The organism is Pseudomonas sp. GW101-3H06, from assembly GCF_059424605.1.
Map to the genome: position 1 here is coordinate 702287 of NZ_JBWKZO010000001.1, position 24075 is coordinate 726361.

The window sequence follows — 24075 nt, forward strand, 5'->3', positions numbered from 1 at the left end:
ACTGTCTTGATCCATGGGCGGGTACCAAAGCCGCGACAAGGTCGCGGCTTTCTCTATCTTTGCAGCAGCTTCAGAACCCGCGGATGATCCTGGACTTGAGGTCGGTATGAAATCGATCGGCATTGGTCCTGTTGACGCTACGCACCGACTCGCTGCCGGTCACCGACTCCAGTGACATCGAACGCTTGAGCGTCGCTTCGTTTCGATAGGCATCGATAAAGAACTCGATGTCTCTATCACTGCTGAGCTTCGGCCACTTATCGAGGTACAGCGGCAATTCTGCCGGTCCGGTCTTGAACGAGCAGATGCGTCGGTTAGTAATGGTCGCCTCGCCGATTTCGAACGGCACCCACCACGACAGTGCGGTTTTCTCCGATACCACCGCCAGCAGGTGTGTGCATTCGCTGATGTTGCGGGTGATTACTCCGGTGATGTCATCGGTGGTCTGGGATTCCGCATCCAGTACGTCGAGGTAGGTCTTGATGTTGGCCTGTATCAGGCGGCTATTGATAGCGATGGCGTAAGGCCGATCGATGTGGCGGTAGCTGATAAATACTGGCATCAGAAGTGTCCCTTGATCGCGAGTTCGCGGTAATAGGCGCCGAGCGCGGTGAGGCGGCAGCCGGTAGAGTGGATGGCGGCGTAGTACATATGCTCGGCGTCCACCGGTTCGATGAGGCTGTGGCGGTTGCACTTTTGCAGCTGGGCGAAGACCTCGCCGTGTTCCGGTCTGAATTCAGGCTCAGTGGGCTCAAAGCTGGGGGCGAGGGGGTACACCGATTCCGCTTCTGCAAACCATTCGGGTAGTTTGCGCAGTATTTCTTTGGGTATCAGTGGCGTGACTTCGCGCAATGAAATGAACTGCGAGACGTTGGTCTTGAATACCGGACGCTGTTCCCAAGCGTCCAGGGCGTTATCGACAAATGAGTAGAGACTGCCGGGCGTGATTTTCCCAAGAATGTTTGCGGCGCCGCCGTGAAGTGCTTGAAGCAATAATCCGGTAAAGACACCGTGGCCGGAGCCTTCCATCGCCGGTTGTTCTTTTTTGCATGCGGTGAGAATGGTCATACCTTCACCGATTACACTGCTGTCGCTACGCAATCCGCGCATTTCTCCGGCAGCACCTCCTTGGCAGCAGTCGAGAATGATGACTTTGTTTTTGATTTTCTCGGCTTTGGTTGCCCAGTTCAGAATGTCGCTCAACCGAATTCCATCCTTGGCTGTTTTATAATCCTGGGGCAGTAGCATGCCTTCATCGTTATCTGTGTCGAAATGACCGTGGCCGGCGAAATACAGCAGCGCAACATCACAATCTCCGGAAAATAGAGCCTGGATATGGCCCTCAAGTGCCTCGCGGCCCAGATAGTCTTCGGCTGAGGTCAGTACGATATTCTTGAAGTTCGGGTCTCCGTCAGCATGGGTTTTCAGCACCGACGCCATCGCCATCGCATCATTGCTGCAGCCATTTAACTGGGAAACATGGTTGTAGTTATTGATTCCGATGAACAATCCCCTTCGCATGATTCACTCCGTTGCGTGCGTGCGGATGGCACTAACGATGCTGCTGGTATTCCATGCGCATTCCGCGTGGGCCGCCTGCCGCACCACCGTGGAGATCCGTTCCGCACCAAAAGGCTTGATCGCGATGATCACCTTGCCCATGCGCTTGGCGATCTCGATTTCCTTGTTGATCCACTTGCTGTAAGTGGAGTACATGCCGGCCATGATCAGTACCGCCGAGCAAGGGCGGATCTTGTTTTCGATGGCTTCTTCCAGTTGCTTGTCGGTCAGGGCGCCGACGATGGGGTTATGCGATGGGACGGAGAAGTTCTTGAAGTTGAACGTTGGATGCGCGGTGAGCAGCTTCACCAATTTGTCGTGGGCATCGGAATAATTCCACGAATGACTGATGAACAAATGAAAGGTCTGCATGAATATCCCTCTGTATCGCTTGGGTGCGAAGAGGGTTGAATGTATCCAATAGGAAGGCGCCTACAAGGCTTACGCGGTTAATCAGAATTGCCCTTCAAGAAGACGGGCCGCGGTCTTACAGAAACGTCTGATGTTTAAGGTGGCAAGGCGCTCGTAAGGAATGGCGGATGACCGGCTACCCTATTGATGCAGGATGGCCGGTGATTCTGTTTAGTAACCGTTTTCCGGCAAACTCGCGATGATCGAGCGGTAGCTGTTCATCCGTTGTTGTTGCACACGGCCATCTTCCAAGGCCTTGAGCAGCGCGCAACCCGGCTCGCGGTCGTGCTTGCAGTCTCGGAAGCGGCAGGTGCCGAGCAGGTCGTTGAACTCGATGAAGCCGGCTTCGACGTCGGCACGGCTGACGTGGCCGAGGCCGAACTCGCGAATGCCCGGGGAGTCGATCAACTCACCGCCGCCGGGGAAGTGGAACAGCCGCGCGGTGGTGGTGGTGTGAGTGCCCTGGCCGGATAGCTCGGACAATGGCCCGACACGGGTTTCGACTTCCGGCAGCAGGCTGTTGACCAGCGATGACTTGCCGACGCCGGACTGGCCGACGAATACACTGATGCGCCCGTCCAGTTGCTTCTGCAGTTGCTCCATGCCGTTGCCGTGATGGGCCGACACTTCGAGCACCGGATAACCCAGGGTGCGATAAACCGCCAGCAAGGCGTTCAGCGCCGGGGCGTTATGCTCGTCGATCAGGTCGAACTTGTTCAGCAGCAGCAGCGGCTTGATTCCCGCGTGCTCGGCAGCGACGAGGTAGCGGTCGATCAGGTTGGCGTGTGGCTCAGGCAATGGCGCGAAAACGATGACGATCATGTCGACGTTGGCTGCAACCGGCTTGAGCTGGCCACGGCTGTCCGGGCGGCACAGTTCGGTGTTACGCGGCAGTTGCGCGACGATCACGCCGATGCCCTGGTTGCCGGCACGCCAGACCACTTGGTCGCCGGTCACCAGCGCCGGCAGGTTGGCGCGCAGGTGGCAACGGAATACCTGGCCGGCCAACTCGCCATCACGAGCCTCGACTTCGACCTGCACACCGAAGTGTGCGATCACCAGGCCGTGCTGTTCCGGACCCAGGTCGCCACCTTCGAGTGCCTCGACAGCCGAGGACTCGCGTTTGGCGGCGCGGGCAGCGCGTTCGCCCTGAATCTTTTCGATGCGCCAGTTTTGACGACGATTGAGTTGGCGTTTGGCCATGGGTGTTCCGTAGTAATAATGCAGCGATTAGGTAAAACGGCGGCGAGTTTAGCACGCCCGGCCACCGGCCTAAGCTAAACTGCGCAGCATTGCCTAGGAGCTGACACATGCAAAACCCGCAGAACCTGATCTGGATCGACCTGGAAATGACCGGTCTGAACCCGGATACCGACGTCATCATCGAGATGGCCACCATTGTCACAGACAGCGACCTGAACACCTTGGCCGAAGGTCCGGTGATCGCCATTCATCACAGCGACGAAATCCTCGCCGGGATGGACGAGTGGAACACTCGCACCCACGGCAACTCGGGCTTGACCCAGCGCGTGCGCGAAAGCCGCGTCAGCATGGCCGAAGCCGAAGCAGCCACCATTGCCTTCCTGGAGAAGTGGGTGCCGAAGGGCAAGTCGCCGATCTGCGGCAACAGCATCTGCCAGGATCGTCGCTTCCTTTATAACCACATGAAATCCCTGGAAAGCTATTTCCACTACCGCAACCTCGACGTTTCGACGCTCAAGGAGCTGGCCGGACGCTGGGCGCCGGACGTGCGGGACAGCTTCAAGAAGGGCAGCACCCACCTCGCCCTGGACGACATCCGCGAATCCATCGCCGAGTTGCAGCACTACCGTAAGCATTTCATCAAGTTCTGATGGGGTGGTGTCAGTACGGGCCTCTTCGCGGGCAAGCCCGCTCCCACAAGGTCAGCGATAACCCTGTGGGAGCGGGCTTGCCCGCGATGGCGTCCGTCCAGTCACGGAGCGACCGTGTGAGAGGATGAAGTTCTTGGGAGCGCTCTTTTGGTGCTTAGGTGAAGTGAGTAGACTGCGCGCCTTTTTGCAAGGACCGCCACCATGTTGCTGATGCTTTACCTGATCGCCATCACCGCCGAAGCCATGACCGGCGCCTTGTCCGCGGGCCGTCGCGGCATGGATTGGTTTGGTGTGGTGCTGATCGCGTGCGTCACGGCATTGGGCGGTGGTTCAGTGCGCGACGTACTGCTCGGCCACTACCCGCTGACCTGGGTCAAACACCCGGAATACCTGATATTGACGACCATCGCGGCGATGTTCACGGTGTTCACTGCCCGCTGGATGCGTCATCTGCGCTCGCTGTTTCTGGTACTCGACGCCGTCGGTCTGGTGGCGTTCACCCTGATCGGCTGCATGACCGCCCTGGAAATGGGACATGGCATGTTGGTCGCGTCGGTCAGTGGCGTGATTACCGGGGTTTTCGGCGGCATCCTGCGCGACATCTTCTGCAACGACATTCCGCTTATCTTCCGTCGCGAACTCTACGCCAGCGTCTCGTTCGCCGCGGCGTGGTGCTACATGCTGTGTCTCTGGCTGAACGTGCCGGGTGAGCAAGCGATACTGATTACGCTATTTGGCGGTTTTCTGCTGCGTTTGCTGGCGATCCGTTTTCATTGGGAAATGCCGAAGTTCATCTACAACGACGAGGCCTGACGGTCGGCATGTTGCTGCAATGCCCATTCGACATGCTCACGCACCATCTCCGATGGATAATCGCGACGCGCTTTTAAAGCTTCCAGAACCGGAATCGTTGATGGTGCGTTGCCCAGCCCGACCGCCAGATTGCGCAACCAGCTTTCGTAACCCGCCCGTCTGAGTGGTGAGCCTTCAGTGCTGCTCAGAAACCTGGCCTCATCCCACATGAACAGCTCGGCCAGGTCGGCGTTGTCCAGGTTGTGCCGTGGCTTGAAATCGCTTTCGCCGGATGGACGGGCGAAGCGGTTCCACGGGCAGACGATCTGACAGTCATCGCAGCCGAACACCCGGTTGCCGATCAGCGGTCGCAAGTCCTCGGGGATCGCACCCTTGAGTTCGATGGTCAGGTAGGAAATGCAGCGTCGGGCGTCCAGCACATAGGGGCCGACGAAGGCGTTGGTCGGACAGATGTCGAGGCAGGCGCTGCAGCGACCGCAGTGTTCGGTAGCGTGGGGCGGGTCCACCGGCAATGGCAAATCGACGAACAATTCGGCGAGGAAGAAGTAACTCCCCGCTTTACGATTCAAGACCAGGGTGTTTTTGCCGATCCATCCCAGGCCAGCCTGTTCGGCGATGGCTTTTTCCAGCACCGGGGCGCTGTCGACAAACGCACGGTAGCCGAACGGACCAATCACGGCCTGAATTTTTTCCGCCAGTTGTTGCACGCGTTTACGGATCAATTTGTGGTAATCGCGGCCCAAGGCATAACGCGAGACGTAGGCTTTTTCCGGTTGGGCCAGCAACTGCGCCATTTTGGTGTCGCCCGACAGGTAGTCCATGCGCAGCGAAACCACGCGCAAGGTGCCGGGTACCAGTTCATCCGGGTGCGAGCGTTTGCTGCCATGGGCGCCCATGTAGTCCATTTCACCGTGGTAGCCGGCGTCGAGCCAGCGCTGCAGGTGCTGCTCATGCTCCCCCAGGTCGAGGCCGCTGATGCCGACTTGCTGGAAGCCCAGCTCGCGGCCCCAGTCCTTGATGGATTGGGCGAGGGCGGGCAGGTCTGTGGTAATAGCGGGCATGAGGCGAGAGAAACCGGAGCTGAGGTGCGTATAATTCTGCCAGACATCGGAGCCCGAAGACGCATGCTGCACACTAAAGATGATTTACCCGACGCGCTGTACAGCGCTGCGCAGGTCCGAGGGCTCGATGCGAGCTTGATTGCGGCCGGTACCCCGGGCTTCGAATTGATGCGGCGCGCGGCGCGGGCGACCTGGCGAGCGTTGGTCCGCCAGTGGCCGACGGCGAGCGAATTGACGGTGGTCGCCGGTCACGGCAATAACGCCGGTGACGGTTATCTGGTGGCCGTGTTGGCCAAGCGTGCCGGTTGGTCGGTTCGGGTACTGGCGGCGGGCGATCCGCAGCAGCTGCGCGGTGATGCGGCGGCGGCTCATGCTGAGGCGGTGTCCGAAAACGTCTTTATCGAAGCCTGGGCAGCAAACTCCGAATTGCGCGGCCTCATGCTGGACGCCTTGCTGGGCACCGGCCTGACCGGTGAGGTGCGCGAGCCTTACGCCAGCGTCATCGCGGCGATTAACGCCAGTGGGCTGCCAGTGGTGGCGGTGGATATCCCTTCCGGACTCTGCGCCGATACGGGACGAATCCTCGGCAATGCGGTACGAGCCGATCTGACGGCGACGTTCATCGGTTTGAAACTGGGTTTGTTCACCGGTGACGCGGCGGACGTGGTGGGCGAGTTGGTCTTCAACGACCTGCACGCCGATCCGCAGCTGCTTGAAAGTACTGCGACCAGTGCCCGGCGGCTGACGGCTGGCAATCTGCCGCAATTGGCCACCCGTGCCCCCACTTCCCACAAAGGCAAATTCGGCCATGTGCTGCTGATCGGTGGCGATCGCGGACTGGGTGGCGCGATCCTGCTCAGTGCGCAAAGTGCGCTGCGCGCCGGTGCGGGCATGGTGTCGGTGGCGACCCGCAGCGAACATGTGCCCGCCGCTTTGGCCCGAATCCCCGAGGCGATGGTGTTGGGTACTTCGTCGGCCAATCAGTTGATGGAATTGCTGCAAAAAGTTTCCGTGTTGGTCGTCGGTCCCGGTTTGGGTCAGGCTGCCTGGGGGCACAGTTTGTTGTCCGCTGCCGCCAATGCACCACTTGCGCAAGTCTGGGACGCCGATGCGCTGAACATGCTGGCGCAGGAGCGTGTGAAACTGCCCAGGGATTGTGTGATCACGCCGCATCCGGGCGAAGCGGCGCGGCTGCTGGGCATGAGTACTGCCGAGGTGCAGGCTGATCGCCCTGCGGCAGTGCGCGCCTTGAGCAAAAAATATACAGCGGTCGTGGTGCTCAAGGGCGCCGGCAGCCTGATCGCCAGTCCTGACGGGCGGTTGGCAGTGTGTCATCAGGGCCATCCAGCCATGGCCACCGCCGGTCTGGGTGATGTACTGGCCGGTCTGGTCGGCGCCCTGTTGGCCCAGGGCATGGATACGTTCGACGCCGCCTGCCTGGCGGTCTGGCTGCACGCCAATGCCGGTGAGCAGCAAGGTAAATTGGGCCGCGGGCTGGCGGCCAGTGATCTGATTCCAGCCATTCGTCAGTTGTTGGAGGAGCAAGCACCGTGTCTGAAGTAACCCTGTACCTGGCTGATGAAGAGGCGATGACCGCGTTTGGCGCACGCATCGCCCAAACCACTAAAGGGCACGGCCTGATCTTTCTCGAAGGCAACCTGGGGATGGGCAAGACCACGTTGTCCCGGGGCATCATCCGGGGGCTGGGGCACGTCGGGGCGGTAAAGAGTCCGACTTTCACCCTGGTCGAGCCCTACGAGATTGGCGATATTCGCGCCTTCCACTTTGACCTGTATCGCCTGGTCGATCCGGAAGAGCTGGAATTCCTCGGTATCCGCGACTATTTCGAAGACGACGCCCTGTGCCTGATCGAATGGCCCGATAAAGGTGCAGGCTTTTTGCCAAAGCCCGACCTGACCATTACCATTAGCCCGCAAGACAGCGGGCGTTCGCTGAAAATTTTGTCCCAGGGCTCGCGCGGCGAGTCGTGGTGTGCCGCTTTGGCATTGGAATCCAAATAAATGATGGGGTTAGGTATGCGCTTTCGCGCGTTGGTTGCTGCCGTAGGGGTATTGTTTTTGGCGGTGACCGTCGACGCTGTGGCCGAGACGAAGGTCAACAGTGTTCGCCTGTGGCGGGCGCCGGACAACACACGGCTGGTGTTTGACCTGACCGGCCCTGTGCAGCACAGCGTCTTTACCCTGACGGCCCCCGATCGTCTGGTCATCGACATCAATGGCGCGTCCTTGGGTGCGCCGTTGAACGTCAACAGCGCCAATACCCCGATCACCGCCATGCGCTCGGCCCAGCGCACGCCGACGGACCTGCGGGTGGTCATCGACCTGAAAAAGGCCGTCACCCCGAAAAGCTTCTCCCTGGCCCCCAACGCCCAGTACGGCAACCGATTGGTGGTCGATCTGTTCGATAACCCGGCCGATGCCGCGCCGCCGCCTGCACCGACGCCGTCGGTGGCCACGGTGCCAGCCGTACCGGTCACGCCGACGGAGCCTGCTATCAAGCTGCCTCCGGCCCCGGCGGGTAAACGCGACATCATTGTGGTGATCGATGCCGGTCACGGTGGCGAAGACCCGGGCGCCTCCGGCTCGCGCGGTCAGCGCGAAAAAGACGTGGTGCTGCAGATTGCCCGCGAATTGCAGCGCCAGGTCAACGGCATCAAGGGTTTCCGTGCCGAGCTGACCCGCACCGGCGACTACTTCATTCCGTTGCGCGGGCGTACCGAAATCGCCCGCAAGAAGGGCGCCGACCTGTTCGTATCCATCCACGCCGACGCCGCGCCTTCGACCGCCGCGTTCGGTGCTTCCGTGTTCGCTCTGTCTGATCGTGGTGCCACCTCGGAGACCGCGCGCTGGCTGGCCGACAGTGAAAACCGTTCCGACCTGATCGGTGGTGCCGGTAATGTGAGCCTCGACGACAAGGACCGCATGCTCGCCGGCGTGCTGCTCGACCTGTCGATGACCGCGTCCCTGACCTCCAGTCTGAACGTCGGTCAGAAAGTATTGAGCAACATTGGCCGGGTCACACCGCTGCACAAGCAGCGGGTTGAACAGGCCGGGTTCATGGTGCTGAAATCGCCGGATATTCCATCGATCCTGGTGGAAACCGGATTTATCTCCAACGCCAACGAAGCCTCGAAACTGGCCGCGTCGAGCCACCAGCAGGCGCTGGCCCGCTCGATCAGCAGCGGAGTGCGTCAATTCTTCCAGCAAAATCCGCCACCGGGCACTTACATCGCCTGGCTGCGTGATTCCGGGAAAATCGCCCAAGGCCCGCGTGACCACCGGGTAAATCCGGGCGAGACGCTGGCGATGATCGCCGTGCGTTATCAGGTGTCGCCGGCCGCGCTGCGCAGTGCCAACAACCTGGCGAGTGACGAACTCAAGGTCGGTCAGCACTTGACCATCCCTGGCACTGAATTGGCGGCCAAAGAATGAACCAGGTGCTGACCAACGCTGCCCGCATCGAGCTGCTCAGTCCTCGGCTGGCAAACCAGATTGCCGCCGGCGAGGTGGTAGAGCGCCCGGCTTCGGTGATCAAGGAGTTGCTGGAAAACAGCCTCGATTCCGGCGCCAGACGCATCGATGTCGATGTGGAGCAGGGCGGCGTCAAGTTGCTGCGGGTGCGCGACGATGGCAGCGGCATTTCTGCCGATGACCTGCCGCTGGCCCTGGCGCGACACGCCACCAGCAAAATCCGCAATCTCGAAGACCTGGAACAGGTCATGAGCCTGGGCTTTCGCGGTGAGGCGTTGGCTTCGATCAGTTCCGTGGCGCGCCTTACCCTGACGTCCCGCACCCGCGAAGCCGATCAGGCCTGGCAGGTCGAGACCGAAGGTCGTGACATGGCGCCCCGCGTACAGCCGGCAGCGCATCCGGTAGGCACCTCCGTCGAAGTTCGCGACCTGTTCTTCAACACGCCGGCACGACGCAAGTTTCTCAAGACCGAAAAAACCGAATTTGATCATCTGCAAGAAGTGATCAAGCGTTTGGCCCTGGCGCGTTTCGACGTGGCGTTCCATCTGCGCCACAACGGCAAGACCATCCTCAGCCTGCACGAAGCCCACGACGATGCGGCCCGTGCCCGGCGAGTCGCGGCGATTTGCGGTCCCGGTTTTCTGGAGCAGGCGCTGCCGATCGAGATCGAGCGCAACGGCCTGCACCTGTGGGGTTGGGTCGGGTTGCCGACGTTCAACCGCAGCCAGGCGGATTTGCAGTATTTCTTCGTCAACGGCCGTGCGGTGCGCGACAAGCTGGTGGCCCATGCGGTGCGCCAGGCTTATCGCGACGTACTGTTCAATGGGCGACACCCGACATTTGTACTGTTTTTCGACGTCGATCCGGCGGGCGTTGACGTCAACGTACACCCGACCAAACACGAAGTTCGTTTCCGTGACGGGCGCATGGTCCACGATTTTCTCTATGGCACCTTGCACCGCGCCTTGGGTGATGTGCGGCCGGAAGACCAATTGGCGGCGCCGGTTGCGACAGCGATTGTCCGGCCTACCGGGCTGGATGCCGGTGAGTTCGGTCCCCAGGGTGAAATGCGTCTGGCGGCCAATGCGTTGCTGGAGCAGCCTCAGGCACAACCGTCGTTCAATGCGCCAGCCGGATCGGGTTCGGGGGGTGGTTACCAGTATCAATACACACCGCGTCCTCAGTCCGCTGTGCCTGCCGCCGAAGCCCAGGCCGCCTATCGCGAGTTCTTCGCGCCGCTGCCCGAAGCCAATGCGGTCGCGCTGCCGGCCGGGCAGGGTGACATCCCGCCGCTGGGTTATGCGCTGGCGCAGCTCAAGGGTATCTACATTCTTTCGGAGAACGCCCAGGGGCTGGTGCTGGTGGACATGCACGCCGCACATGAACGGATCATGTACGAACGCCTGAAAGTCGCCATGGCCAGTGAAGGCCTGAGCGGACAGCCGCTGCTGGTGCCGGAGTCCCTGGCGGTCAGCCAGCGTGAAGCCGATTGCGCTGAAGAGCATGCCGCCTGGTTCCAGCGACTGGGCTTCGAATTGCAGCGCCTGGGCCCGGAAACCCTGGCCATCCGGCAGATTCCGGCACTGCTCAAACAGGCCGAAGCCAATCGGCTGGTCGGCGATGTGCTGGCTGACCTGATGGAGTACGGCACCAGCGACCGGATTCAGGCACACCTGAACGAATTACTCGGCACCATGGCCTGCCACGGCGCGATCCGGGCTAACCGGCGTCTGGCCTTGCCGGAAATGAACGGTCTGCTGCGTGACATGGAAAACACCGAGCGCAGCGGTCAATGCAACCATGGCCGACCGACCTGGACCCAACTGGGCCTGGACGATCTGGACAAACTGTTTTTGCGCGGTCGTTGATGAGCCAGCTCCCACCTGCCATTTTCCTGATGGGGCCGACCGCCGCCGGCAAGACCGACCTGGCCATCGAACTCACCAAGGTCCTGCCCTGCGAACTGATCAGCGTTGATTCGGCACTGGTCTACCGTGGCATGGACATCGGCACCGCCAAGCCGTCGAAGGAGCTTCTGGCGCAGTTTCCGCACCGTTTGATCGACATTCTTGATCCGGCCGAGAGTTATTCGGCCGCGGATTTTCGTCGTGACGCGCTCGAAGCCATGGCAGATATCACTTCGCGCGGAAAAATTCCGCTGCTGGTAGGCGGCACAATGCTCTACTACAAGGCTTTGCTCGAAGGCCTGGCCGATATGCCGGCTGCCGACCCGGACGTGCGCGCACAAATCGAAGAAGAGGCTGCACGCCTCGGCTGGCAAGCCTTGCACGAACAATTGGCGGTGATCGATCCGGTTTCCGCGGCGCGCATTCATCCGAACGATCCGCAGCGGCTCAGTCGAGCGCTGGAAGTTTATCGCGTCAGTGGTCAGAGCATGACCGCGCTTCGCCTGCAACAATCTGCGCAAAGTACTGAAGCAGCCGCTTCGGGACGGCAACAATTGCCCTATACTGTCGCGAACTTGGCGATTGCTCCGGCAAATCGTCAGGTACTGCATGAGCGAATTAAACAAAGATTCACTTTAATGTTGGAACAGGGATTCATCGACGAGGTCGTAGCCCTGCGTGAGCGAAGTGACCTGCATGCCGGGTTGCCGTCTATACGTGCGGTAGGCTACCGACAAGTCTGGGACTACCTGGATGGCAAGCTGACGTCAGCCGAGATGCAGGAGCGTGGAATCATCGCCACGCGCCAATTGGCAAAGCGCCAGTTCACCTGGCTGCGCAGTTGGGCTGATTTACACTGGCTGGACAGCCTGGATTGCGACAATCTGCCGCGCGCCTTGAAATACCTGGGGACCATCTCCATATTGAGCTGAGTCCTTGCAATTGCCGTCTATCCTTGGGGGTGTGACGGCCACAAGCCATCTGATTACCTATTTTTTTTATATTGAATCCTTAAAGGAGTGCGGCACATGTCAAAAGGGCATTCGCTACAAGACCCTTACTTGAATACTTTACGTAAAGAGAAAGTTGGGGTGTCCATCTACCTGGTTAACGGTATCAAGCTGCAAGGCACGATCGAGTCTTTCGACCAGTTCGTTATCCTGCTGAAAAACACCGTCAGCCAAATGGTCTACAAACACGCTATCTCTACAGTAGTGCCGGTTCGTCCAATTCGTCTGCCTAGCGCAACCGAATCCGAAGCAGGTGATGCTGAGCCAGGTAACGCCTGATAGGAGTCTCCTTTGTTCTTTGAGCGCCACGGTGGTGGTGAGCGAGCCATTCTCGTTCACTTGGATGGTCAGGACCCTGAGGCGCGCGAAGATCCGCAGGAGTTTCAGGAGTTGGCAATGTCGGCTGGCGCCGAGACCGTCGCGTTTTTCAACGTGCCGCGTAATCGGCCAACCGCCAAATACCTGATTGGCAGCGGCAAGGTCGAGGAGTTACGCGACCTGGTCAAAGCCGAACAGGTAGATCTGGTGATTTTCAATCACATCCTCACGCCCAGTCAGGAACGTAACCTCGAAAGGATATTCGAGTGTCGCGTGATCGACCGCACGGGTCTGATTCTCGATATCTTCGCCCAACGCGCCCGTACCCATGAAGGCAAGCTCCAGGTCGAACTGGCTCAGCTTGAGCACATGAGCACGCGGCTGGTTCGTGGCTGGACTCACCTTGAGCGGCAGAAGGGCGGTATCGGTCTGCGCGGTCCGGGTGAAACCCAGCTGGAAACCGACCGGCGTCTGTTGCGGGTTCGCCTTCGGCAGATCAAGGGGCGCCTGGAAAAGGTCCGCAGCCAGCGCGAACAGTCGCGTCGTGGCCGCAAGCGCGCTGACATTCCGACGGTTTCACTGGTGGGTTATACCAACGCCGGCAAATCGACGCTGTTCAACTCGGTCACCGAGTCTGACGTGTTCGCCGCCGACCAGTTGTTCGCCACCCTCGACCCGACCCTGCGCCGACTCGAACTGGACGATCTCGGTCCGATCGTGCTGGCCGACACCGTGGGTTTCATTCGTCACTTGCCGCACAAACTGGTCGAGGCATTTCGGGCTACGCTCGAAGAGTCGAGCAATTCCGACCTGTTGCTGCACGTGATCGACTCCCATGAGCCCGAGCGCATGGCCCAGATTGAGCAGGTCATGGTGGTGCTGGGTGAGATCGGGGCTCAGGACTTGCCGATCCTTGAGGTATACAACAAACTCGATTTGCTCGAGGGTGTTGAACCGCAGATCCAGCGCGATGCCGATGGCAAGCCGCAACGGGTCTGGTTGTCAGCCAAGGAGGGTACAGGCCTGGGTCTGCTCAAGCAGGCCGTGGCCGAACTGCTCGGCGATGATTTGTTTGTTGGCACCTTGCGCTTGCCGCAACGATTTGCTCGACTGCGTGCGCAGTTTTTCGAACTCGGTGCGGTACAGAAAGAAGAACATGACGAAGAAGGTCTCAGCTTGCTGGCCGTTCGTTTGCCACGGGCCGAATTGAATCGGCTGGTGAGCCGCGAAGGTTTGCAGCCGCTGGAATTCATCGAGCAACACACTTTGCAATAAAAGCCTGAGAAAGCGGTTGTGCCGTGGTGACAGGCATTCTGTAGCATTGGTCGGCGCGCCGTGGGTGCGTCTTTGCTTTATCAGATGGAGAGCGCTATGGCTTGGAATGAGCCGGGTGGCAACTCGAATAATCAGGATCCTTGGGGTGGCAAGCGCCGTAATAACGGCGATCGCAAGGGGCCGCCAGATCTCGACGAGGCCTTCCGAAAGCTGCAGGAAAGCCTGAACGGGTTGTTCGGTGGTGGTAAGAAACGTGGTGATGACGGTGGTGGTCCGGGCAAGAGCGGCGGCTTCGGCGGTCTGCTCGGAATCGGCCTGGTCGTGTTGGCGGCCGTATGGCTGTACAGCGCGGTCTATGTAGTCGACGAGCAGGAGCAGGCTGTGGTGCTGCGCTTCGGCAAGTACTACGAAACCGTCGGCCCGGGTCTGAACATTTATTTCCCGCCGATTGACAAGAAGTACATGGAAAACGTCACGCGTGAGCGTGCGTACACCAAGCAGGGTCAAATGCTGACTGAAGACGAAAACATCGTCGAAGTGCCGCTGACCGTGCAGTACAAGATCAGCAACCTGCAGGACTTCGTGCTGAGCGTCGATCAGCCGGAAATCAGCCTGCAACACGCGACCGACAGCGCCTTGCGCCATGTGGTGGGTTCCACCGCGATGGACCAGGTACTGACCGAAGGTCGTGAATTGATGGCCAGCGAAATCAAGGAGCGCCTGCAACGCTTCATGGATACCTATCGCACCGGCATCACCGTTACTCAGGTCAACGTACAGAGCGCAGCGGCACCGCGTGAAGTGCAGGAAGCCTTCGATGATGTGATCCGTGCCCGTGAAGACGAGCAGCGTTCGCGCAACCAGGCTGAAACCTACGCCAACGGCGTCGTGCCGGAAGCTCGTGGTCAAGCCCAGCGTATCCTCGAAGACGCCAATGGCTACCGTGACGAAACTGTCTCGCGTGCCAAGGGTGAGGCTGATCGCTTTACCAAACTGGTCGCCGAGTATCGCAAGGCGCCTGAAGTCACCCGCCAGCGTCTGTACCTGGACACCATGCAGGAAGTCTTCAGCAACACCAGCAAGGTTCTCGTGACCGGTAACAAGAATGGCCAGAACAACCTTCTGTACTTGCCTCTGGACAAAATGGTCGATAGTGGTCGCAGCACCAGCGCTCCGGTGAGCAGTGCAGCCGCCACCAGCAATGAAGCGAATGCGCGTGCGGCAGCTGATCTGCAGCAACAGCAAGCACGTACCAGGGAGAGTCGCTGATGAGCAATAAATCGCTGATCGCCCTTATTGTCGGCGTCGTCGTGGCGATCGCTGCCTGGAACTGCTTCTACATCGTGGCTCAGACCGAGCGTGCGGTGTTGCTGCAGTTCGGTCGCGTGGTTCAGACCGATGTTCAGCCAGGCCTGCATGTGAAGGTGCCTTACGTTAACCAGGTGCGCAAATTCGACGCCCGCCTGATGACGCTGGATGCACCGACACAACGCTTCCTGACGCTGGAAAAGAAAGCCGTGATGGTTGATGCCTACGCCAAGTGGCGCGTGAAGGACGCCGAGCGTTTCTACACCGCGACTTCCGGCCTCAAGCAGATTGCCGACGAGCGTCTGTCCCGCCGTCTGGAATCGGGCCTGCGTGACCAGTTCGGTAAGCGCACCCTGCACGAAGTGGTGTCGGGTGAGCGTGATGCGCTGATGGCGGATATCACGGCTTCGCTGAACAAGATGGCTGAAAAAGAGTTGGGCATTGAAGTCGTCGATGTCCGGGTCAAGACCATCGACCTGCCAAAAGAAGTGAATCGCAGTGTGTTCGAGCGTATGAGCACCGAGCGTGAGCGTGAAGCTCGCGAGCACCGCGCCAAGGGTAACGAACTGGCTGAAGGCATCCGTGCCGACGCCGATCGTCAACGCCGCGTGCTGCTGGCTGAAGCCTACCGTGAGTCCGAAGAGATTCGCGGTGACGGCGATGCCCAGGCCGCTGCGATCTACTCCAAGGCCTACGGTCAGGATCAGGAGTTCTACGCGTTCTACCGTAGCCTGCGTGCCTACCGTGAAAGCTTCGCGAACAAATCCGACGTCATGGTCCTCGACCCAAGCAGTGACTTCTTCCACTACCTGGAAAAAGCCAAGCCTTGATACGGCGTTGACCTGAATCATCCCGCCGGGCGGCTAAAACCTCTGGCGGGGTGATCCTTTGGGAAAACGTGTGTATGATGCGGCAGCCGGGAAATTCCCGGCTTTTTTGCGTCTGCACGTTTGATTGCTGTTTTTGTGCAGGTGCCCGAGCGCAATGGCTCGACAGGTTTTACGAGGAAAGTGCTTGGCGAAGCCCATTTCAGGCTTTTCGCTTCGTCGCTCATGCGCGTGGTTTGTGCTGAGCCGAGCGTTTTCTGCTTCACTCAAGGCTCGCCCAAAGGCTTGCCGCCCGGATCATAGGGGAATGGCGTAATGGCAACGGTAGACCGCTGGCTGCTGCCAGATGGCATCGAAGAAGTACTGCCACCGGAAGCGGCGCGCATAGAAGTCGCGCGTCGCCAGGTGTTGGATCTGTTCCAGAGCTGGGGTTACGAGTTTGTCGTGACTCCCCATATCGAGTACCTGGAATCCCTGCTGACCGGTGCGGGCCAGGACCTGGATCTGCGTACCTTCAAGGTCATCGACCCGCAGTCGGGCCGGCAGATGGGTTTCCGCGCGGACATCACGCCGCAGGTGGCGCGTATCGATGCGCATACCCTGCGTCGCGAAGGCCCGAACCGTCTGTGCTATGCCGGCAGCGTGCTGCATGCGCAGCCGCGCGCCTTGTCGTCCTCGCGCAGCCCGATCCAGTTGGGCGCCGAGTTGTACGGCGATGCCAGCCCGAGCAGTGACGTTGAGGTCATCAGTCTGATGTTGGCCATGCTGCAACTGGCCGATGTGCCGGACGTGCACATGGACCTGGGGCATGTGGGTATCTATCGCGGGCTGGCCCGCGCCGCCGGCTTGTCCGGTGAAGTCGAACAACAGTTGTTCAATGCATTGCAACGTAAAGCCATCGACGAGGTCATTACCTTGACCGAAGGCTTGCCGGCCGATCTGTCGGCCATGCTGCAGGCACTGGTCGATCTGTGTGGTGGTCGTGAAGTACTGGGGGCTGCCCGCGAGCGCCTGGCCAAGGCCCCGGCCCCGGTTCTGGCCGCGCTGGACGATCTGCTGGCGATTGCCGAGCGTTTGTCCGTGCGTTTCCCGGAGCTGCCGTTGTACTTCGACCTGGGTGAGTTGCGCGGTTACCACTATCACACCGGTGTAGTGTTCGCCGCGTTCGTGCCGGGTGTTGGTCAGTCCATTGCCCAGGGCGGTCGTTACGACGACATCGGCGCCGATTTCGGTCGCGCCCGTCCGGCAACCGGTTTCTCTACCGATTTGAAAACCCTGGTGACCCTGGGGCGTGCTGAGATCGAGCTACCGTCTGGCGGTATCTGGATGCCTGACAGTACGGATGCGGCACTCTGGCAGCAGGTTTGCCAGTTGCGCAGTGAGGGTCAGCGTGTCGTTCAGGCCTTGCCTGGACAACCTTTGGCCGCCGCCCGTGAAGCGGACTGCGACCGGCAATTGATTCAGCAGAACGGGCTTTGGCAAGTATCGCCACTGGCTTCTTGAGTTTTCCTGCCGGCCACCGCCGGCACCAAGTTTGCGCGAATGAGGACAAGTGTTATGGGTAAGAATGTCGTAGTCCTGGGCACCCAATGGGGTGATGAGGGCAAAGGCAAGATCGTTGATCTGCTGACCGAACATGCTGCCGCCGTAGTGCGCTACCAGGGTGGCCACAACGCTGGCCACACGCTGGTGATCGACGGTGAAAAAACCGTCTTGCACCTGATCCCGTCGGGCGTGCTGCGCGAAGGCGTGCAGTGCCTGATCGGTAACGGCGTGGTGGTTGCACCTGACGCCCTGCTGCGGGAAATCAACAAGCTGGAAGAGAAAGGCGTGCCGGTGCGCGAGCGCCTGCGTATCAGCCCTTCCTGCCCGCTGATCCTGTCCTACCACGTTGCACTGGACCAGGCCCGTGAAAAGGCCCGTGGCGAGCTGAAGATCGGCACCACCGGTCGTGGCATCGGCCCGGCCTACGAAGACAAGGTTGCGCGTCGCGGCCTGCGCATCGGTGACCTGTTCCATCGTGAGCGTTTCGCCGCCAAGCTGGGCGAACTGCTGGACTACCACAACTTCGTACTGGTCAATTACTACAAAGAGCCTGCAATCGACTTCCAGAAAACCCTGGACGAGTGCATGGAGTATGCCGAGCTGCTCAAGCCGATGATGCTCGACGTCACCGCCGAACTGCACCAGCTGCGTCGTGCCGGCAAGGACATCATGTTCGAAGGTGCCCAGGGCTCCCTGCTGGACATCGACCACGGTACCTACCCGTACGTCACCAGCTCCAACACCACCGCGGGCGGTATCGCCACCGGTTCGGGTGTCGGCCCGATGTTCCTGGATTACATCCTCGGCATCACCAAGGCTTACACCACTCGTGTCGGTTCGGGCCCGTTCCCGACTGAACTGTTCGACGACGTTGGCGCGTTCCTGGCCAAGCGTGGCCACGAGTTCGGTGCAACCACCGGCCGTGCCCGTCGTTGCGGCTGGTTCGATGCCGTCATCCTGCGTCGTGCCATCGACGTCAACAGCATCTCGGGCCTTTGCCTGACCAAGCTGGACGTACTGGACGGCCTGGAAACCATCAACATCTGTGTTGGCTACAAGAACCAGGATGGTGCAGTGATCGACGCGCCGACCGACGCCGACAGCTACATCGGCCTGGAGCCGGTGTACGAAGAGATGCCGGGCTGGAAAGAATCCACCCTCGGTGCCAAGACGCTGGAAGAGCTGCCGCAAGCTGCGCGCAACTACATCAAGCGCGTCGAAGAGTTGGTCGGTGCGCCGATCGACATTATTTCGACGGGCCCGGACCGCAACGAAACCATCGTTCTGCGTCATCCGTTCGCTTGATAAGTCGTTGATGTAAAAAACAAAGGGCCCTTGATTGGGCCCTTTGTCGTATATGCCTGTAGGACGGCATGACCTTTGCTGTAAGAATTGCTTCTGGCGAGCCATCAATTTAATGGCGCTCATGCAGAGGGATTTCCAGTGTCGGCCGTTCTCTCACTGTTACAAAGCCGTCTCTTGCGGCCTGTGTTCGTTACTCTCGGTATCGCCCTTTTGGTGCAGGTGCTGGTAGCTGTTGCTCTGACCCGGAGCACGGTGACCGCGCTGGAAGCCGATCTTGGCGTACGCCTGGGAGCTGACAGTCAAAAACTTTCCGGCGAACTTGAGCAGGCGGGGCGTGAAGTCACGTCGAGCCTCGACAGCCTCTCCGCCAGCACGCGTCAGCGTCTTACAGCCGGTCTGTCTTCGCGGTTGAAGGAAGAGCAGGCGCAACTGCGTGCGACTCTGGAAAAAGACCTGAAGGACTCCGCCAATGATATGGCGCAGCTTCTGGCTTCGGTCGCACCCCGCGCCATGTGGGACAGCGACGTTCCCACTCTCTCTGAGTTCGCGCGTCGGGCGCAGCGCAATCCCAATGTGCTGTTCGTGGTCTACGACGACGCAACGGGCCAGCATCTGACGCGCTATCTCAATCGGGAGAACCCGATCAACAAGGCGCTGCTGGAAAAAGGCCAGGGCGAACGCGCGCTGGACAAGCTGTTGGATGCAGCGAAGAACGATCCGTCGGTCTACTACCTCGAAGCCTCGATCAATCCCAATGGCGTGGAAATCGGCAAGGTCTTGATGGGGGTCTCTACCGCTTCGGTGGAAACCGACCTGGCGGCCCTCGACAAGCGCTTCTCGGCCTTGATTGCCAGCAGTGATCAGTTGGTGGGCGACAGCCTCAAAGGCGCGGCGGCCGACAGCGCGACAGCCATGCGTGCACGGCTGCAGTCGGCGCAATCCACAGCCTCTGAAATGAAAGCCAACACCACCACCACGGTGCAGGAAGCCGCGGCGACCTTGCGCTGGCGCATCGGTGCGGGCCTGGCGGTCGTGGGTGCTGGCGTGCTGCTATTGCTGGCAGTGGTGCTGGGCCGTCGAGTGGTCAATCGCTTGAAAATGCTGATTAACGCCATGGATGACCTGGCGGCCGGCGAAGGTGATTTGACCAAGCGCGTGAAGATCAACAGCAAGGACGAGATCGGCGACATGGCTTCGGCGGTCAATCGCTTTGTGGATAAGTTGCAGCCGATCGTGCGTGAGGCGGGTGATGTAGCTCAGCGCACGGGGGTGGAAATTGGTGCCATGACCTTGCGCAACGCCGGAGCCGACGCGGCGGCGGGCATGCAGCGCGATGAGGTGGCCGAGAGCCTGCGTGCGCTGTCGCAGATGGCGGATGAGGCTCAGTCTGAAAGCCATGCCATGCAGGCGGCATTGAAGCAGGTGGTGGATATTCGTCAGGCCACCGATGAAAACACCCGGACCTCGGCGAAGGTCGGCAGCCTGATCGAGGCGTTGGCCGGGCAGGTCGATACCGGTGCACAAGTGATCGAGCGTCTGGCGCAGCAGAGTGAGCAGATTGAGGTGGTGCTGACGGTGATTCACGGGATCGCCGAGCAAACCAACTTGCTGGCCTTGAACGCGGCCATCGAGGCGGCACGAGCCGGTGAGACCGGGCGCGGGTTTGCCGTGGTAGCCGATGAGGTGCGGGCGCTGGCGAGCAAGACTCAAAGCTCCACTGGCGATATCCAGGCACATATCGTGGCATTGCAGCAAGGTGCACGCGAAGCAGTGGCGGCGATCGGGCAAGCGGGGCGTCAGGCCAACGAGGGTTTGCTGGTATTGCGTGACAGTGCGCGGTTGCAGCAATCGGTACAGGCATCGGTAGAGCAGGTGCATGCGGCGATTGGCCTGGCGACACAGGCTGCGGCGCATCAGGCGCAGGGTGCACAGGCGGTGCGTGGACGGGTCGAGACTATCCATGCACAGGCCGAGAAAGCGGCTCAGGCCGTGGTGGAAACCACGGCCAGTGGCAAGGTGCTGGATGGCCTGGCAGCGCAGTTGAAGGCGAGCCTGGGGCAGTTCAGGGCTTAAGATTGATCTTGCTCGCACTGACCTCTTCGCGAGAGGGCTCGCTCCCACATTGGGTATCTGGTGTTCACAAAGAGTGAGTTCACAGGAGATCCAGTGTGGAAGCGAGCCTGCTCGCGAAAGCGCTTTCAGCGGCTCAGATACATCCGCGTCGTAAGCAAATAGACCGGTAACCCCGACACCAATATCAACAACGCCGCATAAGGCGCCGCCGCCGCAAACTCCACGTTCGCGGTATGCGCCCAAACCTCCGTCGCCAAGGTGTTGAGTCCTGTCGGGCTCAACAGCAGCGTCGCCGTCAGTTCCTTCATTGCATCCAGAAACACCAGCGCAAACGCCGCTCCCAATGCCGGGAAGATGATTGGCAATGTCACCCGGCAAAACGCGGTGAACGATGATGCACCCAGTGTACGTGCAGCCTCTTCCAGTTGCGGTGTAGCCTTGTTCAGCGCTGTGCGGATCGGCGCCTGGGCCAGGGGCAGAAACAGCAGTGCATAAGCGATCAACAGTAGCGTCGACGTCTGGTACAGCATCGGTACATAGTGCAAGGCGAAATACACCAGGGTCAGGGCGATCACCAGACCTGGCAGTGCGTGCAGCAGATACGGCAAGCGTTCGGCCCAGATTGCCAGTTGGCCTTTGTAGCGCACCACCAACAGTCCCACCGGCACCGCAAGCACCAGGCAGAGCGCCGCGCCGCCCAGCGACAGTGCCAGGGACGACAGCAGCGCCTCGCTGATGGCGGCAACCGGGAAAGCGGCCGATGATCCCACAGCAAGCCAGTAAGCCAGCATGCCCAGCGGAATACCGCTGCCGACGATCGCCAGAAACAGGCAATACAGTTGCCCGGCAATCGCCCATGGTCCCAGCCGCACTTGCTCCGCCTGCCGCGCTGCACCCTGTCCGGTGCGCACATGCCGACCCTTGCCACGAACGCGAAGCTCCAGCCACAGCAACATCAGGCACAGTATCAGCAGTACCGCTGAAAGCATCGCCGCGTTGGCGTTGCTGAATTCCAGTTCGAACTGTTGGTAGATTGCTGTGGTGAAGGTTTGCAGGCCAATGATCGATAGTGCGCCGAACTCAACCAGCATGTGCAGTGCGATCAGCAAAGAGCCGGCAATCAGCGATGGCCAGAGCAAGGGCAGGGTGATCTTGAAGAATGCGCCCCAGCGATTGTGTCCCAGTGTTCGCGCGGACTCTTCCAGCGAGGGGTCAAGGTTGCGCAAGGTCGCTGCAACCGGCAAGAAGATCAGCGGGTATTTGGACAGGGTCATGACCAGGATCGCCCCGCCCAGTCCTTCGAAGTGTGCGCTGAGGGAAACCCAGGTGAAGCTGCTGACAAACGCCGGTACGGCGAACGGCAAGCACAGAATCACACCCCACAACCGCCGTCCTGGCAGATTGCTGCGTTCCAGCAGCCACGCCAACGTCAGGCCGATCACGCCGCAGGCCAGTGTAACGCCGACCATCAATGCCAGAGTGTTGCGCAACAGGCCGAACACGTAGGGCCGCCACAACAGATGCATGGCTTCGGCCCAGCCGGCTTGCCAAGCCTTGAGCCCGACATAGACCAGTGGCAGCAGGCTAAGCACCACCAGCAGCAAAACCGGCAGCAGCAGCCAGATCGATGGCCGCTTGCGTCGCGGCACGTCGCTGCGGCGCCCGGCGGTGGATAGCGTTGTGCTCATCAGTTCAGGCCAACGTCACGTTCCAGGTCCAGGGCTTCTTCAGCATTGCCGAGGTCGGCAGGCGTGACGTTCGGTGCTTGCAGTTCGCTGAATGGCTTGAGGCCGCGATCCGATTCCATGCCTTTGTGCAGCGGGTATTCGGCGGTGGTCTGGGTGATCACTCGCTGGCCTTCTTCGCTGGCCATGTAGGCGAGCAGTTGCTGGGCTTCTTTGGGATGCTTGCTGGATTTCAACACGGCCGCACTGGAAACCGTGATCAGCCCGCCGACGTCGCCGCCAGTGAAGTAATGCAGCTTCGAGTCGAGCTGGCCTTTTTCCCGTTTAAGGGCGAACCAGTAGTAGTTGTTGACCAGTACTGTAGCCACTTCGCCATTTTCCACGGCTTTGAGTGCAACCATGTTGTTGCTGTAGGTCTTGCCGAAGGCGCGCAGGCCGGTGAGCCATTCTTCGGCCGCGTCCATGCCGTGCACCTTGATAATCGCCACGGCCTGTTCCTGGAAGGCGCCACTGGTGGGCACGAAGCCGACCTTGCCTTGCCATTTCGGATCGGAAAATTCCATCACCGATTTCGGCAGGTCTTTTTCATCGATCAGCTTCGGATTGAACGCGACAACCCGTACCCGGGCGGTCACGCCAATCCAGGTGCCATTCCCGGCGACGTAATCCTTGGGCAGAACCGCCAGGGTTGCGTCGTCAGCCTTGGCCAGCAGACCTTGTTCGCCGAGCTTGTTCAGCGGGGGCGATTCTTCGGTGTAGATGACGTCGGCAGGGGAGCGATCGCCTTCTTCGACGACCTGGCTGGCGAGTTGGTTGCTGCTGCCTTTACGTACGTTAACGTGAATGCCGGTCTTGGCTTCGAAGGCTTTGGCGACCGCATCGCCGACTTCCTTGTGCTGGCCGTTGTAGAGTGTCAGGGAAACCGGATCGGCGGCTCGGGTGAGGGGAGAGGCGAGTGTCAGGCCGAGCAGGGTGATGGTCAGGCCTCGGCGCAGGGTATTTCGAAGCATCATTCGCAGGGTTCCTCACTGTCGCATTGCAAAATCTTGCAACAATGATAAACGATATTCTTTCTCAAATGCGCCTTGTGAGATGGGATTGATTTTGATAAAGGGGGGCTTTTTCAGATGCCAGAAACGCAAAAACCCGCTTTCGCGGGTTTCTGTGAAATTCAAGGCCGTAACCTTGAACTTGAATTGGTGCCCAGAAGAAGACTCGAACTTCCACGGCCGTAAGGCCACCAGCACCTGAAGCTGGCGTGTCTACCAATTTCACCATCTGGGCATTCATCTTCAGCGTTGCCGCTGTTGATGTGGCGCACTATACGGAGAGTATTTTTATCTGTAAACCCCTGATTTAAATTTATTAAATCAGGGGTTTAGAATGCAAAAAACCCGCTTTCGCGGGTTTTGTGTGAGCCTTGAAATTGATCTAATCTCAAGCTCGAAATTGGTGCCCAGAAGAAGACTCGAACTTCCACGACCGTAAGGTCACCAGCACCTGAAGCTGGCGTGTCTACCAATTTCACCATCTGGGCAGTATCGACAACGTTGTCCGTCGTCGATGGCGCGCACTATACGGAGCGTCTTTTTAACTGTAAACCCCCGGTCTCAAAAAAACCTGAAAAATTTCA

The 24075-nt window shown here is 59.9% G+C and carries 23 protein-coding genes and 2 tRNA genes; 14 read left to right on the forward strand and 11 right to left on the reverse strand.

Annotated elements, in window-relative coordinates:
* Positions 1 to 70: 70 nt before the first annotated feature.
* The 4 genes from AC07ZE_RS03210 to rsgA form a co-directional block, all read right to left on the reverse strand.
* Positions 71 to 562, reverse strand: a complete 492-nt coding sequence (locus AC07ZE_RS03210; RefSeq protein WP_207261198.1) for a toll/interleukin-1 receptor domain-containing protein — start codon at positions 560 to 562, stop codon at positions 71 to 73.
* On the reverse strand, positions 562 to 1521 hold the full coding sequence (locus AC07ZE_RS03215) for a caspase family protein (protein ID WP_207261199.1): 960 nt from the start codon (positions 1519 to 1521) through the stop codon (positions 562 to 564). Before AC07ZE_RS03215 ends, AC07ZE_RS03210 begins: the two co-directional genes overlap by 1 nt.
* 3 nt (positions 1522 to 1524) lie before the next feature.
* On the reverse strand, positions 1525 to 1932 hold the full coding sequence (locus AC07ZE_RS03220) for a TIR domain-containing protein (RefSeq protein WP_207261201.1): 408 nt from the start codon (positions 1930 to 1932) through the stop codon (positions 1525 to 1527).
* Between the two features lie 210 nt (positions 1933 to 2142).
* Complete coding sequence (gene rsgA / locus AC07ZE_RS03225; protein ID WP_008064125.1) at positions 2143 to 3174, reverse strand: small ribosomal subunit biogenesis GTPase RsgA; 1032 nt, start codon at positions 3172 to 3174, stop codon at positions 2143 to 2145.
* A gap of 107 nt (positions 3175 to 3281) precedes the next feature.
* On the opposite strand from rsgA, the gene orn reads away from it, so the two are divergent.
* Positions 3282 to 3824 carry an oligoribonuclease gene (orn, locus tag AC07ZE_RS03230; RefSeq protein WP_207261203.1) on the forward strand — a complete coding sequence of 181 codons (543 nt, stop codon included), beginning with the start codon at positions 3282 to 3284 and terminating at the stop codon, positions 3822 to 3824.
* 201 nt (positions 3825 to 4025) lie between these two features.
* Positions 4026 to 4637: a trimeric intracellular cation channel family protein gene (locus AC07ZE_RS03235; protein WP_095192138.1), complete on the forward strand. Its 612-nt coding sequence runs from the start codon at positions 4026 to 4028 to the stop codon at positions 4635 to 4637.
* Here AC07ZE_RS03235 and queG read toward each other — a convergent pair.
* Positions 4619 to 5698 (reverse strand): tRNA epoxyqueuosine(34) reductase QueG, encoded by a 1080-nt coding sequence (gene queG, locus AC07ZE_RS03240; RefSeq protein WP_207261204.1) that lies wholly within the window; start codon positions 5696 to 5698, stop codon positions 4619 to 4621. The two genes, AC07ZE_RS03235 and queG, sit on opposite strands and share 19 nt — an antisense overlap.
* Positions 5699 to 5761: 63 nt before the next feature.
* Between queG and AC07ZE_RS03245 the strand changes: the two genes are divergently transcribed.
* The 9 genes from AC07ZE_RS03245 (at position 5762) to hflC (ending at position 15837) form a co-directional block, all read left to right on the forward strand.
* Complete coding sequence (locus AC07ZE_RS03245; RefSeq protein WP_207261206.1) at positions 5762 to 7261, forward strand: NAD(P)H-hydrate dehydratase; 1500 nt, start codon at positions 5762 to 5764, stop codon at positions 7259 to 7261.
* A complete protein-coding gene (tsaE, locus tag AC07ZE_RS03250; RefSeq protein ID WP_095192135.1) occupies positions 7249 to 7719 on the forward strand; it encodes a tRNA (adenosine(37)-N6)-threonylcarbamoyltransferase complex ATPase subunit type 1 TsaE in 471 nt (156 codons plus the stop codon). Before AC07ZE_RS03245 ends, tsaE begins: the two co-directional genes overlap by 13 nt.
* Positions 7720 to 9150, forward strand: coding sequence for an N-acetylmuramoyl-L-alanine amidase (locus tag AC07ZE_RS03255; RefSeq protein ID WP_095192134.1), 1431 nt, complete (start codon positions 7720 to 7722; stop codon positions 9148 to 9150).
* 8 nt (positions 9151 to 9158) lie between these two features.
* On the forward strand, positions 9159 to 11057 hold the full coding sequence (mutL, locus tag AC07ZE_RS03260) for a DNA mismatch repair endonuclease MutL (protein ID WP_207267755.1): 1899 nt from the start codon (positions 9159 to 9161) through the stop codon (positions 11055 to 11057).
* Entirely contained in the window at positions 11057 to 12028 is a 972-nt protein-coding gene (miaA, locus tag AC07ZE_RS03265) for a tRNA (adenosine(37)-N6)-dimethylallyltransferase MiaA (RefSeq protein WP_137804221.1), read from the forward strand. The genes mutL and miaA overlap by 1 nt, the downstream gene beginning before the upstream one ends.
* A 96-nt stretch (positions 12029 to 12124) precedes the next feature.
* Positions 12125 to 12385: an RNA chaperone Hfq gene (gene hfq, locus AC07ZE_RS03270; protein ID WP_007902656.1), complete on the forward strand. Its 261-nt coding sequence runs from the start codon at positions 12125 to 12127 to the stop codon at positions 12383 to 12385.
* Positions 12386 to 12397: 12 nt separating this feature from the next.
* A complete protein-coding gene (gene hflX / locus AC07ZE_RS03275) occupies positions 12398 to 13699 on the forward strand; it encodes a ribosome rescue GTPase HflX (protein ID WP_207261216.1) in 1302 nt (433 codons plus the stop codon).
* A gap of 96 nt (positions 13700 to 13795) precedes the next feature.
* On the forward strand, positions 13796 to 14968 hold the full coding sequence (hflK, locus tag AC07ZE_RS03280) for an FtsH protease activity modulator HflK (protein ID WP_207261218.1): 1173 nt from the start codon (positions 13796 to 13798) through the stop codon (positions 14966 to 14968).
* Positions 14968 to 15837 carry a protease modulator HflC gene (gene hflC / locus AC07ZE_RS03285; protein WP_095192129.1) on the forward strand — a complete coding sequence of 290 codons (870 nt, stop codon included), beginning with the start codon at positions 14968 to 14970 and terminating at the stop codon, positions 15835 to 15837. Before hflK ends, hflC begins: the two co-directional genes overlap by 1 nt.
* Positions 15838 to 15854: 17 nt before the next feature.
* On the opposite strand, the gene AC07ZE_RS03290 is transcribed toward hflC, so the two are convergent.
* Entirely contained in the window at positions 15855 to 16100 is a 246-nt protein-coding gene (locus AC07ZE_RS03290; RefSeq protein ID WP_137804222.1) for a hypothetical protein, read from the reverse strand.
* 49 nt (positions 16101 to 16149) lie between these two features.
* Here AC07ZE_RS03290 and AC07ZE_RS03295 point away from each other — a divergent pair, with 49 nt between their 5' ends.
* The 3 genes from AC07ZE_RS03295 (at position 16150) to AC07ZE_RS03305 (ending at position 20757) form a co-directional block, all read left to right on the forward strand.
* The gene (locus AC07ZE_RS03295) at positions 16150 to 17337 is read left to right on the forward strand and encodes an ATP phosphoribosyltransferase regulatory subunit (protein ID WP_207261220.1); all 1188 of its coding nucleotides are present in this window, start codon (positions 16150 to 16152) and stop codon (positions 17335 to 17337) included.
* Positions 17338 to 17391: 54 nt separating this feature from the next.
* Positions 17392 to 18684 (forward strand): adenylosuccinate synthase, encoded by a 1293-nt coding sequence (locus AC07ZE_RS03300; RefSeq protein WP_095192127.1) that lies wholly within the window; start codon positions 17392 to 17394, stop codon positions 18682 to 18684.
* 138 nt (positions 18685 to 18822) lie between these two features.
* Complete coding sequence (locus AC07ZE_RS03305; RefSeq protein ID WP_207261222.1) at positions 18823 to 20757, forward strand: methyl-accepting chemotaxis protein; 1935 nt, start codon at positions 18823 to 18825, stop codon at positions 20755 to 20757.
* A 125-nt stretch (positions 20758 to 20882) separates the two neighbouring features.
* Here AC07ZE_RS03305 and AC07ZE_RS03310 read toward each other — a convergent pair whose 3' ends face one another.
* From AC07ZE_RS03310 to AC07ZE_RS03330, 5 genes are all read right to left on the reverse strand, one after another.
* A complete protein-coding gene (locus tag AC07ZE_RS03310; RefSeq protein ID WP_207261224.1) occupies positions 20883 to 22445 on the reverse strand; it encodes an ABC transporter permease in 1563 nt (520 codons plus the stop codon).
* Positions 22445 to 23455: an extracellular solute-binding protein gene (locus tag AC07ZE_RS03315; protein WP_207261226.1), complete on the reverse strand. Its 1011-nt coding sequence runs from the start codon at positions 23453 to 23455 to the stop codon at positions 22445 to 22447. The genes AC07ZE_RS03310 and AC07ZE_RS03315 overlap by 1 nt, the downstream gene beginning before the upstream one ends.
* A 12-nt stretch (positions 23456 to 23467) precedes the next feature.
* Positions 23468 to 23617: a hypothetical protein gene (locus tag AC07ZE_RS03320; protein WP_207261228.1), complete on the reverse strand. Its 150-nt coding sequence runs from the start codon at positions 23615 to 23617 to the stop codon at positions 23468 to 23470.
* 22 nt (positions 23618 to 23639) lie between these two features.
* A tRNA-Leu gene (locus AC07ZE_RS03325) sits at positions 23640 to 23726 on the reverse strand.
* 166 nt (positions 23727 to 23892) lie between these two features.
* A tRNA-Leu gene (locus tag AC07ZE_RS03330) sits at positions 23893 to 23979 on the reverse strand.
* Between the last annotated feature and the right edge of the window lie 96 nt (positions 23980 to 24075).

Bases quoted from the DNA above. Each gene is read 5' to 3' on its own strand.
- AC07ZE_RS03315 (WP_207261226.1), bottom strand. From the start codon at position 23,455: ATGATGCTTCGAAATACCCTGCGCCGAGGCCTGACCATCACCCTGCTC.
- AC07ZE_RS03220 (WP_207261201.1), bottom strand. From the start codon at position 1,932: ATGCAGACCTTTCATTTGTTCATCAGTCATTCGTGGAATTATTCCGAT.
- hflK (WP_207261218.1), top strand. From the start codon at position 13,796: ATGGCTTGGAATGAGCCGGGTGGCAACTCGAATAATCAGGATCCTTGG.
- AC07ZE_RS03235 (WP_095192138.1), top strand. From the start codon at position 4,026: ATGTTGCTGATGCTTTACCTGATCGCCATCACCGCCGAAGCCATGACC.
- AC07ZE_RS03255 (WP_095192134.1), top strand. From the start codon at position 7,720: ATGATGGGGTTAGGTATGCGCTTTCGCGCGTTGGTTGCTGCCGTAGGG.
- miaA (WP_137804221.1), top strand. From the start codon at position 11,057: ATGAGCCAGCTCCCACCTGCCATTTTCCTGATGGGGCCGACCGCCGCC.
- AC07ZE_RS03245 (WP_207261206.1), top strand. From the start codon at position 5,762: ATGCTGCACACTAAAGATGATTTACCCGACGCGCTGTACAGCGCTGCG.
- queG (WP_207261204.1), bottom strand. From the start codon at position 5,698: ATGCCCGCTATTACCACAGACCTGCCCGCCCTCGCCCAATCCATCAAG.
- AC07ZE_RS03300 (WP_095192127.1), top strand. From the start codon at position 17,392: ATGGGTAAGAATGTCGTAGTCCTGGGCACCCAATGGGGTGATGAGGGC.
- AC07ZE_RS03210 (WP_207261198.1), bottom strand. From the start codon at position 562: ATGCCAGTATTTATCAGCTACCGCCACATCGATCGGCCTTACGCCATC.
- AC07ZE_RS03295 (WP_207261220.1), top strand. From the start codon at position 16,150: ATGGCAACGGTAGACCGCTGGCTGCTGCCAGATGGCATCGAAGAAGTA.
- orn (WP_207261203.1), top strand. From the start codon at position 3,282: ATGCAAAACCCGCAGAACCTGATCTGGATCGACCTGGAAATGACCGGT.
- rsgA (WP_008064125.1), bottom strand. From the start codon at position 3,174: ATGGCCAAACGCCAACTCAATCGTCGTCAAAACTGGCGCATCGAAAAG.
- AC07ZE_RS03215 (WP_207261199.1), bottom strand. From the start codon at position 1,521: ATGCGAAGGGGATTGTTCATCGGAATCAATAACTACAACCATGTTTCC.
- hflC (WP_095192129.1), top strand. From the start codon at position 14,968: ATGAGCAATAAATCGCTGATCGCCCTTATTGTCGGCGTCGTCGTGGCG.
- AC07ZE_RS03310 (WP_207261224.1), bottom strand. From the start codon at position 22,445: ATGAGCACAACGCTATCCACCGCCGGGCGCCGCAGCGACGTGCCGCGA.
- hfq (WP_007902656.1), top strand. From the start codon at position 12,125: ATGTCAAAAGGGCATTCGCTACAAGACCCTTACTTGAATACTTTACGT.